The organism is Tsukamurella pseudospumae (assembly GCF_001575195.1).
Lineage (GTDB): Bacteria > Actinomycetota > Actinomycetes > Mycobacteriales > Mycobacteriaceae > Tsukamurella > Tsukamurella pseudospumae.
Genome location: NZ_LSRF01000056.1, coordinates 165,930 through 177,932 on the forward strand (window position 1 = coordinate 165,930; position 12,003 = coordinate 177,932).

A 12,003-nucleotide genomic window follows, 5' to 3' on the forward strand; every position below is an offset into this window, starting at 1 on the left:
ACGCCCGGCGGGACGGCGGATCGGCTGTGCGAGTGGTCCGATCTCACCCGAAAGTATGAGGACGGCGTGTGTGCGCTGCCCCTAGCGTTGCCTTCCATGAGGACGACCACGAAGAGGATCGAGCGGTTCGGGCGGGCGACGGTGCGCGCCGGCCGCTACCTGGACCGGCAGAGCGCGCTGCACATCAAGGCCCCCGACGGTGCGCTGCACGCGACGCCGCTCGGGATCTTCCTGTCCCGGAAGATCAACTGGCTGTTCCTCCTGGTCGCGCTCATCATGTGGGCGGTCGCCTGGCCCACCCTGAACGAGCAGTTCGCCGTGCCCGCGGCGCTGCTGCCGATCATCAGCGGCCTGTCCGTGCTGCCCATCGCGATCGCCTGGGCGCATCCGCGTGCCGCGTGGGGGATCGTCGCCGCCACGGCGGCGGCCTTCCCGCTCCTGTGGTTCGACGCGAAGCAGGACTGGGAGTTCGGCTGGCAGGTGTCGCTGATCATGGCGATGCTGATCACCAGCTGGATCGCCTTCCTCAAGTGCCGGCCGCTCGACGCCGTGGCCGTCGCGGCGGCCTCGTCGGTGCTGTTCTGGATCAACGCGCAGGACGGCACCGGCGGCGGATGGGTCGCGGGGATCATGGTCTCGCTGGTGATCATCCTGCTGCTGCGGCTGGCGCTGCAGTCCCGCAACCGGCTCGAGGAGCAGACCGAGGTCAGCGAACTCGAGCGCGGTCGGCGCGCCATCCTCGAGGAGCGCACGCGCATCGCCCGCGATCTGCACGACATCGTCGCGCACCGGATGTCGCTCGTCGTGGTCCAGGCACAGACCGCGCAGTACCGGGTGCCCGACGTCTCCGAGCGGGTCCGCGCCGAGTTCGACGGCATCGCCGTCTCCGCCCGCGAGGCCCTCAACGAGGTCCGGGCACTGCTCGGCGTGCTGCGGCTCGACGACGCCTCCGCTGAGCTCGCGCCCGCCCCCGGGCTCGGCGGCGTCGACGAGCTCATCGACGGCGCCCGCGCGGCCGGCGTCGTCGTCGAATACCTCCCCCTGCCCGATCCGTCCGCGATCGGCGAGACCACCGCACTCGTCGCCTACCGCATCGTCCAGGAGTCCATCGCGAACGCGACCCGGCACGCCCAGGGCGCCGCGATCACCGTCGCCCTGACCCTCGAGACCGGCACGCTGAACCTGCGCGTGGAGAACGGGCCCCGCACCTCCGACGCCGACCTCGGCGGCCCCGGTCTCGGGCAGGGGATCCCCGGCATGGCGGAACGGGCGCGCACCGTCGGCGGCTCGCTGTCCGCGGTCCCGACGGTGGGCGGGGGTTTCGCCGTGCGCGCCACGCTCCCCGCGCGGCCCGACGGGGCCTAGGCTCACCAGGGTGTCCATCACCGTCTTCATCGCCGACGATCAGGCCATGGTCCGCCAGGGCTTCGGTGCCCTGCTGGGCGCGCAGCCCGACATCTCCGTGATCGGGGACGCCCCCGACGGCAAAGCCGCGGTGGCCGAGGTCGCGCGGCTGCGGCCCGATGTCGTGCTCATGGACGTCCGCATGCCGGAGATGAACGGGCTCGAGGCCGCTGCCGAGATCCTGCGCCGGCACGACGGCGTCCGTGTGCTCATGCTCACCACCTTCGACATCGACGACTACGTCTACGAGGCGCTGCGGGTCGGCGCGTCCGGGTTCATGCTCAAGGACGCGCCCGCGGAGGAGCTGGTCCGCGCCGTCCGGGTGGTGCACGAGGGCCAGTCGCTGCTGGCACCGTCGGTCACCCGACGGATGATCGCCGAGGTCACCGCGGCCCGAGCGCATCGTCGGACCGCCCCGCCCGAGCTCGCCACCCTGACGCCCCGGGAGCGGGAGGTGCTCGAGGCGATCGCGGCCGGGCGGTCCAATGCCGAGATCGCCGAGGCGCTGTTCGTGTCGGACCAGACCGTGAAGACGCACGTCAGCAAGGTCCTGCAGAAGCTCGGGCTCCGCGATCGGGCACAGGCGGTGGTCTACGCGTACGAGACGGGCGTCGTCACGCCGGGATGATTGTCCTGACAGGTCACCGGTCGGCGCGGCAAGATCAGCCCCATGAGTCTGCGAATCGGTGTGCTGACCGGTGGTGGTGACTGTCCGGGGTTGAACGCGGTGATCCGGGCGGTGGTCCGCACCAGTGATTCGAGGTACGGGTCGGCGGTGGTCGGGTTCCAGGACGGGTGGCGCGGCCTGTTGGAGGACCGACGCATTCAGTTGTCCAACGACGACCGCAACGATCGGTTGTTGACCAAGGGCGGCACGATGCTCGGCACCGCCCGCACCCATCCGGACATCCTGCGGGCGGGTTTGGACCGGATCCGGCAGACCCTCGATGACAACGGCATCGATGTGCTGATCCCGATCGGTGGGGAGGGCACCCTGACCGCGGCGTCCTGGCTGGCTGACGAGGGGGTGCCGGTGGTGGGGGTGCCGAAGACCATCGACAACGACATCGACTGCACCGATGTCACCTTCGGGTTCGACACGGCCCTGACCATCGCCACGGACGCCATCGACCGGTTGCACTCGACCGCCGAATCACACCAGCGGGTGATGCTGGTGGAGGTGATGGGCCGGCACGCCGGCTGGATCGCCCTGAACTCCGGGCTGGCGTCCGGCGCGCACATGGTGCTCATCCCGGAGGTGCCCTTCGATGTGGAGGAGGTGTGCGCGCTGATCAAACGACGCTTCCAGCGGGGGCATTCGAGTTTCATCGTGGTGATCGCCGAGGGCGCCAAACCGGCGGAGGGCACGATGGAACTGCGGGTCGGCGGGACCGATGAGTTCGGGCACGAACGGTTCACCGGGGTGGCGCACCAACTCGGGGTGGAGATCGAGAAGCGGATCAGCAAGGAGGTCCGCACCACCGTCCTCGGTCATGTGCAGCGCGGTGGTACCCCGACGCCCGCGGACCGGGTGCTGGCCACCCGCTACGGCGTCAACGCCGCCGACGCGGCGCACGCGGGGAAGTTCGGGCAGATGGTGTCGTTGCGCGGCACGTCCATCGGGCTCGTACCACTCGCGGACGCCGTCAAGCAGCTCAAGCGCGTCCCGCGGGAACGCTACGACGACGCCGCGGAGTTCTTCGGCTGAACCTCCCGATCGAGACCACTGGCCTCCCTGAAGCGATCCTTAAGAGGCGGATCGCAGACTCGCCGGTATGAATCCGAATCCTCCCTCGAACCCGGGCGGCTACCCGGGCCAGGATCCGTCCGACCCCCACGAGCAGACGCAGCTGCGCCCGACCTGGCAGTCCGGCGAGAACGCGCAGTACGGCGCACCGTCGAACCCGCAGTACCCGGCCCAACCCGCCTTCGTGACCCCCGGCCCCCAGGGCTTGCAGGGTCCCGGAGCGCCCGGCTTCCCGCCGGGCCCGGGCGCCCCGAAGAAGCCGCGGCCCGGCTGGCTGATCCCCGCCCTGATCGGCGGCGGCGCCGTGCTGCTGGTGATCGTGCTCATCGCCGGCATCGCCATCGTCAAGAGCGTCGGAGGCGGGGGCGGCGACACCGGTTCGCCGGGCGCCACCGTCAAGTCCTACTTCGCCGCACTCCAGGCGGGTGACGCGAAGAAGGCCCTCAGCTACGGCAAGGAGGCGCCGGCCTCCACCGAGCTGCTCACCGACGAGATCCTCCGCAAGCAGCGCGATCTCGCGCCGATCAAGGACCTCAAGATCGTCAGCGAGTCCGGCGGCTACATGGGCACGGTGCACCTGACCGTCACGATCGGTGAGGTCGCCTACGACGAGGAACTGAGCCTGGAGAAGGTCGGCGACGACTGGAAGCTCGCGACCGCCGCGGTCCAGCTCAAGCCGTACTCCTCGTACGACTCGGACAAGAAGAACGTCACGATCCTCGGCAAGCCGTTGCCCGCGTCGGGCGTCGTGTACGCCTTCCCCGGCGCGCTCGACCTCGGCTCGGCCAACAAGAACCTGGTCCCGCAGGACTCGAAGATCAGCGTCGGCGACAACAAGGGCCAGGCGCCCGTCAAGGGGCTCTCCCGGTTCGGCTCGGGCAGCAGCTTCACCATCGCCTTCGGCCTCAGCGACGCGGCCAAGGCCTCGGTCCGGCAGCAGATCACCGCAAAGTACTCCGCATGCGCAGCGTCCAAGGACGGCTACCCGTCGGGCTGCCCGCAGTCGGACTTCAGCGGGGAGAAGGGCACCTACACCTGGACCGCACCGAACGCGAACGACATCGACCTCAGCGGCGACGTCCGGGACGGGCGGCTCTCGCTCAGCGGTTCGCAGGTCTGGACCTTCACCGCGACCGGGCGTGACGGCGCGCCGATCACCGGGTCGGACTCCGGGTACGTCTCGTCGACGGTCACGGTGACCTTGGACGCGGTGTCCGTCTCCGGGCGCTGAGTCGGGCAGATTAGGCTGATGGCATGAGTGCCGAGCTTGCCGAACTGGATCTCCCCGAGTACGCGGACGTCGTGGCCCGCTACGAGCCCGTGATGGGTATGGAGGTCCACGTCGAGCTCGGCACGGCCACCAAGATGTTCTGCGGCTGCCGCACCGAGTTCGGCGCCGAGCCCAACACCCAGGTGTGCCCCACGTGCCTGGGGATGCCGGGCGCACTACCGGTCGTCAACGACGAGGCGGTGCGCTCGGCCATTCGCATCGGCCTGGCGCTGAACTGCTCGATCCGGCCGAGCTCGGTGTTCGCGCGGAAGAACTACTTCTACCCGGACCAGCCGAAGAACTACCAGATCAGCCAGTACGAGGACCCGATCGCCTACGACGGCTACCTCGACGTCCCCCTCGAGGACGGCACCGTCTGGCGCGTGGAGATCGAACGCGCGCACATGGAGGAGGACACGGGCAAGTCCACGCACATCGGTTCGGCCACCGGCCGCATCCACGGCGCTTCGCACTCGCTCCTCGACTTCAACCGCGCCGGCGTCCCGCTGGTCGAGATCGTCTCGCGCCCCATCGAGGGTGCGGGGGAGCGCGCGCCCGAGGTCGCCCGCGCCTATGTCACCGCACTCCGCGACCTGCTCGCCTCGCTCGACGTGTCCGACGTCCGGATGGACCAGGGGTCGATGCGGTGCGACTCGAACGTCTCGCTCAAGCCCGTCGGGCGGACGGAGTTCGGCACGCGCACCGAGACCAAGAACGTCAACTCACTGCGGTCGGTCGAGGTCGCGGTGCGGTACGAGATGCGCCGTCAGGCAGCGGTCCTCGACGCCGGCGGCACCGTCGTCCTCGAGACCCGGCACTTCCAGGAGGGCGACGGCACCACCACGGCCGGGCGGCCCAAGGAGACGGCGGACGACTACCGCTACTTCCCGGACCCCGATCTGGGCCCGGTCGCCCCGGCGGCCGAGCTCGTCGAGCAGCTGCGCGGCACGATCCCGGAACTGCCGTGGCTGCGCCGCGCCCGCATCCAGGAGGACTGGAAGCTCTCCGACGAGGTCATGCGCGACCTGGTGAACCTGGGTGCCATCGACGCCATCATCGCGACCGTCGACGCCGGGGCCACCCCGGACGCCGCCCGCTCGTGGTGGGGGAGCTTCCTGCCGCAGCAGGCCAACACCCGCTCGGTGGAATTGGACGCGCTCGCGATCACCCCCGCCCAGGTGGCGCGCGTCATCGCGCTCGTCGACGAGGGCAAGCTCACGAGCAAGCTCGCGCAGCAGGTGATCGTCGGTGTGCTCGACGGCGAGGGCGAGCCCGACGAGGTCGTCGCCGCCCGTGGTCTCGAGGTGGTGCGCGACGACGGCGCCCTGCAGAAGGCCGTCGACGAGGCGCTCGCCGCCAACCCGGACATCGTCGAGAAGGTCCGCAGCGGCAAGGTGCAGGCTGCCGGCAAGATCGTCGGCGATGTCATGAAGGCCACCCGCGGGCAGGCCGACGCGGCGCGCGTGCGCGAGCTGGTGCTCGCCGCCTGCGAGTAGCGGCCCGCGGCTCGGGGCCCTCGGGGCTCGGGGCGCCCCGGGTGTCAGTCGTCTCCGCCGCCGGCCTCACCGCTGGGGATCGGGAGGAGGACGACCCGATCGTCCGTGGGGGCCTGCGGGTTCGGCTTGTTCGTCGTCAGGCCCTGCGGGAGGTCCTTCGGACCGATCGCAAGGCGCCCGAAGGTGCCGTAACGGGTGCGGTCGACCATCTGGATCGGCTCACCGTCGGCGGTGGCCGGATCCTTCGGCACCCGGACCATCTCGACCTTGCCCGCGCGTGACTCGCTGACGAACACCGCGCCCTTGACGACGGCGCAGCCCGCCAGGCCCGGACGGTCCGGCCAGCTCCACACCACCGAATCCGGCGAGCCCGGATTGGTGATCACGCGCAGCCGGTCCTGCGTGAGCCCCTGATCGGCGATGAAGATCGGCCCACCCTGGGCGAAGCCGCACACCGACTGCCGCACCCCGCCGTCGCTCGCGAGCACCCTCGGCCGGACGGGCGAGATCGTGTTCGGCGAGGGCAGCAGCAGCACCTTGCCGGCGAGCGACCCGGGGTCGCGTGCCGCATTCGCGTCGCCCGCGTTGCCGGTCGCGACGATCAGGTCGCGGCCGCGGAACATGATCGAGCCGGCATTGCCCGTGGCGCCCTTCGGGATCCCGGCCAGAATCACCTTCGGCTCGTCGCCCGGCGTCACGCGCACGATCCGGTTGTCGGTAGGGGTGCTCACGTAGGCGTAGAACAGCCGGTCCTCGTCGTACGACGGTGACAGGGCGATCGACAGCAGTCCGCCGTCGCCCGAGGTGTCCACCCCGATCCGTAGGATCTCGCGGTTCGGCAGGTCCGTGGTGGTGTAGGTGATCGTTCCGCCGCGCTCGGACACGTACGCGTGCTCCAGATCGCCGGTGGTGATCAGCGAGGTCGGTTCGGTGAGGCAGGTCGCGAGGACCATCGGATCCTGGTCGATGCACGGACCCGGCGGCTTGGGGACGGCACTGGGCAGACCGGGACCGGGTTTCTTCGTGGTGGTCGTGGCCTCGCCCGTCGGCGGCCCGGTGAACGGGGCGGCCTCACTGCCGGAGAAGTCGACACAGCCCGCCAGCAGCGCCGCGGCCGCCGCGAGTACGACGGCGTGTCGCGCGCGGACACGTGCGCGCCGGGACCCCTCACTCATGCCGCCACCCTACCGATTCGGTCTCCGGGCGCGGTTCGCTCCCGGCCCGCGGCGTGCGCGCCCCTTAGGGTGGGGCGTGTGAGCGACAAGGACGGAATCGAGAACGAGACCAGCGAGAGCGCGGCCGAGTCGCCGTACGACTTCTCGTCCACAGGGGATCTGCCCCGATTCGGGGAACGGCATCCGACGGGCGGATTCGTCCTGGATCCCCACGACGACTCGGACACCGGCATCGGACCGGTGCTCCCGCGCTACCGCGACGAGCCCGCCGGAGCGACCCCGGCTGCGGCCGCCTCGAGCGCGTCCGGCGCGCAGGACACCCCGCAGGCGGTGGCACCGTCGGGCGACGACGCCCCGACGACGGCCGTGCCGGACACGAGCGATCTCGCGGCGGCGATCGCTGCCGCGAGCGCCGCCACCGCGGCGATCTCCACCAGCGGTACGCCGGACGCCGCGCCGGCCGGTGCACTGTCCAGCGAGGTGCGGGACGAGTTCGGCAAGCGCTACAACCGCCGACGGGGCCGCGAGCGCGCCGCGCAGGCCCGCGCCGAGGCCGAGGGCATCCCGCTGGAGACCGCCGCGACCGAGGAGATCGCGCCGCCTCAGGGCCGCCGGTTCGGCAAGCCCGTCGGTGACGCCTCCGCGGAGCTCGACGAGGCCCGCAAGGCGGCGCGCCGCGGCACGACCGACCTCGGTCTGCTGGTGCTGCGGGTCGCCGTCGGCGTGATCCTCGCGGCGCACGGTGTGCAGAAGCTGTTCGGAATCTGGGGCGGGCCGGGCATCGACGGCTTCGCGCGGTACCTGCAGAACGGCAACGACCCGTCGGTGGGCTTCGAGCGGTTCACCAAGGTCCTCTCGATCGGCACCGGCGTCATCGAGTTGGGCGGCGGCGCGATGCTCGTCCTGGGCCTGCTGACCCCCATCGCCGCCGCGGGCGCCGTCGGCGTCATGCTCTCGGCGGGGCTGTTCAAGCTGACCACCGCCGGGCACGGTTTCGTCTTCTTCGCGCCGAACGGGGTCGAGTACGAGCTGATGCTCGTCCTGGCTGCGGTCGCGATCCTGCTCGCCGGCCCGGGCAGGCTGTCGCTGGACTTCGGCCGCGGGTGGGCCCGGCGCCCACACGCCGGTTCGGTGATCTGGCTGATCGTCGCCGTCGCCGGCGCGGTCGCCGTGTGGGTCCTGCTCAACGGGGCGAACCCGCTGGCCCGGCACTGACGGCGAGGCCCGCCCGGTGGTGATCCGCGTGACGCGGGCGCCGGAGCGCCGGCGGGATCAGGAGCCGCCGACGGACTGGACGTAGGTCTTGACCTCCTGGAACTCCAGGAGCGCCGCCGGCCCGTTGAGACGTCCCAGTCCGCTCTGGTTGAATCCGCCCTCCTCGAACTGATCCGCCACGATCGCCCAGCCGTTGATCCACACGGTCCCCGCGCGGACGCGCCGTGCCACCCGGGGCGGCCGGTCGACATCGCGCGACCACACCGAGGCCGAGAGTCCGTACTGCGTCGCGTTGGCGAGGGCGACGGCCTCGTCCTCGGTGTCGAAGGTCTCGAAGGTGGCCACCGGACCGAAGATCTCCTCCTGGACGATCCGATGCCCGACGTGGTGCGGGGCGAGCAGGGCGGGGGCCACGAACGCGCTGTCCGGACCCCCGCGCTGTCCTCCTCGGACGATCACGTCGACCGCCGGGTCCCGCTCGGCGTCCGTGAGGATCCGGTCGACCCGTCGCTTCCCGTTCTCCCGGGCGAGCGCTCGCGCGATCTCGTCGGCCCGTGCCTCGAGCCGATCCGCGATCCGGCAGAGGACCCGGTGCCGGAGGTGGCGGTCGTGCGACCATGCGGAACGGTCGAAGGCGCGGCGCGCCGCGTCGATGGCTGCGGTCGCCTCCGTCGCGCCTCCGTCGGCGTACGCGCCGAGCTCGGCGCCGTCGGCGGGGGATCGCGAAATCCGGTCGGGCTCGCCGACGAGCGCGCCGTCGATCACATGGTGGAACGCGGGCAGGGGCATGGTGGTCCTCCGGATCGGAGTCGCCGTCAGCGACTGACCCGATCAGTGTGATCCCGGGCGGATCGGCGAAGCCCGCCGATTCTGCTCACCAAGAAGCACAGCCGCGTCCCGCGTCGGACCCGCGCGCGAGGAAATCCGCTCTCGGAACGGCGTTCCCCGCGCTCGAGTCCGACGTCGGGCTTACGGCACCTGCCGGACGGCACCCTTGTCGGCGGAGGTCGCCAGAGCGGCGTAGGCCCGCAGTGCGGTGCTGACGGTGCGCTGCCGGTCCTGGGGCTGCCAGGGGCGCTCGGAGGCTTCCATCTTGGCGCGGCGCCGCGCGAGCTCCTCGTCGTCGACGAGGACCTTGAGGGTGCGCGAGTGGACGTCGATGAGGATCTCGTCGCCGTTCTCGACGAGGCCGATATTGCCGCCCGACGCCGCCTCGGGGGAGGCGTGGCCGATGACGAGGCCCGACGAGCCGCCGGAGAAGCGGCCGTCGGTGACGAGGCCGCACTTCTTGCCCATGCCCGTGCCCTTCATGAAGGAGGTGGGGTGCAGCATCTCCTGCATGCCGGGGCCGCCCGCGGGGCCCTCGTAGCGGATGACCAGGACCTCACCGGCCTGCAGCTCCTTCGACAGGATCGCGTGCACGGCATCCTCCTGGCTCTCGACGACGCGCGCGGGGCCCTGGAAGTGCCACAGCTCCTCCTCGACGCCCGCGGTCTTGAGCACGGCGCCGTTCTGCGCGATGTTGCCGTGCAGCACGCACAGGCCGCCCTCCACCGTGTAGGCGTGCTCCTTGTCGCGGATGCAGCCGTCGGCGGCGTCGGTGTCGAGCGACTCCCACCGGTTCGACGTGGAGAAGGGCTCGGTGGTGCGGACTCCGCCGGGTGCGGCGTGGAAGAGCTCGATCGCCGCATCGGTGGCGGTGCCGCTGCGGATGTCCCAGTCGGCGAGGTAGGTCTCCAGCGAGGGCGCGTGGACCGGTCGGACGTTCCGGTTCAGCAGGCCCGCCCGGTCGAGCTCGCCGAGGATCGCGGGGATGCCGCCGGCCCGGTGCACGTGCTCCATGTAGTACTTCGGCGAGTTCGGTGCGACCTTCGCGAGGCACGGGACTCTGCGCGAGATGCGGTCGATGTCGTGCAGGTCGAACGGCACCTCGCCCTCCTGCGCCGCGGCCAGGATGTGCAGGACGGTGTTCGTCGATCCGCCCATCGCGACGTCGAGCGCCATGGCGTTCTCGAAGGCCTCGCGGGTGGCGACGTTGCGGGGCAGGACCGACTCGTCGTCGTCCTTGTAGTACTTCGTGGCGATGTCGACGATCAGCTCGCCCGCGCGGGTGAACAGGTCGCGGCGCGCGGTCTGCGTCGCCAGCGTCGAACCGTTGCCGGGCAGAGACAGGCCGAGGGCCTCGGTGAGGCAGTTCATCGAGTTGGCGGTGAACATGCCCGAACACGAGCCGCACGTCGGGCACGCCGAGCGCTCGACCTCGAGGAGCTCCTGGTCGCTGACGTTGCCGTCGGCGGACGCGATCATCGCGTCGATGAGATCGGTGCCCGGGTGCACGACGCCGTTGATGACGACCGACGTCCCGGCCTCCATCGGGCCGCCGGAGACGAAGACGGTGGGGATGTTGAGGCGCATCGCGGCATTGAGCATGCCGGGAGTGATCTTGTCGCAGTTCGAGATGCAGACCAGCGCGTCGGCGGTGTGCGCGTTGACCATGTACTCCACCGAATCCGCGATGATCTCGCGGCTCGGCAGCGAGTACAGCATGCCGCCGTGGCCCATCGCGATGCCGTCGTCCACGGCGATGGTGTGGAACTCCTTCGCGACGCCGCCCGCCGCGACGATCGCCTCCGCGACGATCTCGCCGACGTTCTTCAAGTGCACGTGACCGGGCACGAACTGGGTGTAGGAGTTCGCGATCGCGATGATCGGCTTGCCGAAGTCGTCGTCGGTCATTCCGGTGGCGCGCCAGAGCGCGCGAGCGCCGGCCGCCTCTCGTCCGACGGTGGTGGTGCGTGAGCGGAGCGGTGGCATGAGCTTCTCGCCTCGGATCTTTTCTTTCGTGCGGGCTGGTGAGGAATGCGCTTCCCCGTGAACAGGTGAATCCCTGTTCGGCGGTATTTATTCCGCGGTGACGTCCGGGATCCGGCCGCCGGAGGCGGCCGCGACGCGGGGGAGCTGGCTGATGGTGACGGCGGGTAGTCGCACCTCGGAACCGTCGGCGCGGACTGCGTACACCGCACCGTTGTTCCCGATCCTAATCCCCGACATCTCGTCCCACGCGATGGTGGTGGCGCGCAGGACGCGGACGGACCGGACACCGTCGGGGCCGATGACGGTGCGTACTCGCAGGATCCACAGGGCGAGCAGGACGGGGATCACGAGCAGTGCCCAGCCGAGGACGGCGGCGCCGACGCCCGCTGTGCTGCCGTCGACCGAGCGGCCGACGGTCCACGGGCCGACGATGGGCGCGAGGCAGACGGCGAACAGCGCCACCCCGATCAGCGCGATCGCCGGGTGCTTGAACACCACCCGATCGCCCGCGGCGATCGGTACCACGGTGTCCGCGGTGTGGTCGGTGGTCACGGTGCGCGTGGCGCCGGGGGACGCCGGCGCGGCGGGACTCTCGCTCATAACACGCATTGTCTCACGCGGCAGTCGCTTCCCAACATATGGGACGGCGCCACTCACTGGTTTGACGCGAATGCACACGGACGCCTAGTTTCACTGGTGTGAAACACAGCTACCAGCTCCTCGTAATCGGTCGGCGCGTCGTCGCCTGAACCGGTTGCAGCCGTTTCACACCAGCATCGACGCGCTACCCTCGCTCAGCCACCGCTGACGGGGGTTTTTTGTTGCCCGGATAGCTTCGGGCGACGCATCGCACGCCGATAGTCCATGTTTGAGCAGAGCATC

The 12,003-nt window shown here is 70.7% G+C and carries 10 protein-coding genes; 6 read left to right on the top strand and 4 right to left on the bottom strand.

Annotated features, from left to right (window positions below):
* Positions 1 to 96: 96 nt before the first annotated feature.
* The 5 genes from AXK60_RS15245 to gatB all read left to right on the top strand — a co-directional run bounded on the left by AXK60_RS15245 (position 97) and on the right by gatB (position 5,917).
* Complete coding sequence (locus AXK60_RS15245) at positions 97 to 1,365, top strand: sensor histidine kinase (protein ID WP_068572197.1); 1,269 nt, start codon at positions 97 to 99, stop codon at positions 1,363 to 1,365.
* Between the two features lie 10 nt (positions 1,366 to 1,375).
* Entirely contained in the window at positions 1,376 to 2,032 is a 657-nt protein-coding gene (locus AXK60_RS15250; RefSeq protein ID WP_068572198.1) for a response regulator, read from the top strand.
* A 48-nt stretch (positions 2,033 to 2,080) separates the two neighbouring features.
* Complete coding sequence (locus AXK60_RS15255) at positions 2,081 to 3,112, top strand: ATP-dependent 6-phosphofructokinase (RefSeq protein ID WP_068572861.1); 1,032 nt, start codon at positions 2,081 to 2,083, stop codon at positions 3,110 to 3,112.
* Between the two features lie 67 nt (positions 3,113 to 3,179).
* Complete coding sequence (locus tag AXK60_RS15260) at positions 3,180 to 4,382, top strand: DUF4878 domain-containing protein (RefSeq protein WP_068572200.1); 1,203 nt, start codon at positions 3,180 to 3,182, stop codon at positions 4,380 to 4,382.
* 23 nt (positions 4,383 to 4,405) lie between these two features.
* The gene (gatB, locus tag AXK60_RS15265; RefSeq protein WP_068572202.1) at positions 4,406 to 5,917 is read left to right on the top strand and encodes an Asp-tRNA(Asn)/Glu-tRNA(Gln) amidotransferase subunit GatB; all 1,512 of its coding nucleotides are present in this window, start codon (positions 4,406 to 4,408) and stop codon (positions 5,915 to 5,917) included.
* A 44-nt stretch (positions 5,918 to 5,961) separates the two neighbouring features.
* Here gatB and AXK60_RS15270 read toward each other — a convergent pair whose 3' ends face one another.
* On the bottom strand, positions 5,962 to 7,092 hold the full coding sequence (locus AXK60_RS15270) for a PQQ-dependent sugar dehydrogenase (protein WP_068572203.1): 1,131 nt from the start codon (positions 7,090 to 7,092) through the stop codon (positions 5,962 to 5,964).
* A 78-nt stretch (positions 7,093 to 7,170) separates the two neighbouring features.
* Between AXK60_RS15270 and AXK60_RS15275 the strand changes: the two genes are divergently transcribed.
* On the top strand, positions 7,171 to 8,307 hold the full coding sequence (locus tag AXK60_RS15275; protein ID WP_068572204.1) for a DoxX family protein: 1,137 nt from the start codon (positions 7,171 to 7,173) through the stop codon (positions 8,305 to 8,307).
* Between the two features lie 57 nt (positions 8,308 to 8,364).
* Here the strand turns inward: AXK60_RS15275 and AXK60_RS15280 are convergent, their stop codons facing one another.
* The 3 genes from AXK60_RS15280 to AXK60_RS15290 form a co-directional block, all read right to left on the bottom strand.
* Positions 8,365 to 9,096 (bottom strand): aldehyde dehydrogenase family protein, encoded by a 732-nt coding sequence (locus AXK60_RS15280; RefSeq protein WP_068572206.1) that lies wholly within the window; start codon positions 9,094 to 9,096, stop codon positions 8,365 to 8,367.
* A gap of 180 nt (positions 9,097 to 9,276) precedes the next feature.
* Entirely contained in the window at positions 9,277 to 11,121 is a 1,845-nt protein-coding gene (ilvD, locus tag AXK60_RS15285) for a dihydroxy-acid dehydratase (protein WP_068572208.1), read from the bottom strand.
* An 87-nt stretch (positions 11,122 to 11,208) separates the two neighbouring features.
* Positions 11,209 to 11,721 (bottom strand): PH domain-containing protein, encoded by a 513-nt coding sequence (locus AXK60_RS15290; RefSeq protein WP_068572211.1) that lies wholly within the window; start codon positions 11,719 to 11,721, stop codon positions 11,209 to 11,211.
* Positions 11,722 to 12,003: the final 282 nt, after the last annotated feature.

Excerpts from the sequence above, each read along its gene's own strand:
- AXK60_RS15245 (WP_068572197.1), top strand. The coding sequence starts at position 97 with ATGAGGACGACCACGAAGAGGATCGAGCGGTTCGGGCGGGCGACGGTG.
- AXK60_RS15260 (WP_068572200.1), top strand. The coding sequence starts at position 3,180 with ATGAATCCGAATCCTCCCTCGAACCCGGGCGGCTACCCGGGCCAGGAT.
- gatB (WP_068572202.1), top strand. The coding sequence starts at position 4,406 with ATGAGTGCCGAGCTTGCCGAACTGGATCTCCCCGAGTACGCGGACGTC.
- AXK60_RS15270 (WP_068572203.1), bottom strand. The coding sequence starts at position 7,092 with ATGAGTGAGGGGTCCCGGCGCGCACGTGTCCGCGCGCGACACGCCGTC.
- AXK60_RS15280 (WP_068572206.1), bottom strand. The coding sequence starts at position 9,096 with ATGCCCCTGCCCGCGTTCCACCATGTGATCGACGGCGCGCTCGTCGGC.
- ilvD (WP_068572208.1), bottom strand. The coding sequence starts at position 11,121 with ATGCCACCGCTCCGCTCACGCACCACCACCGTCGGACGAGAGGCGGCC.
- AXK60_RS15290 (WP_068572211.1), bottom strand. The coding sequence starts at position 11,721 with ATGAGCGAGAGTCCCGCCGCGCCGGCGTCCCCCGGCGCCACGCGCACC.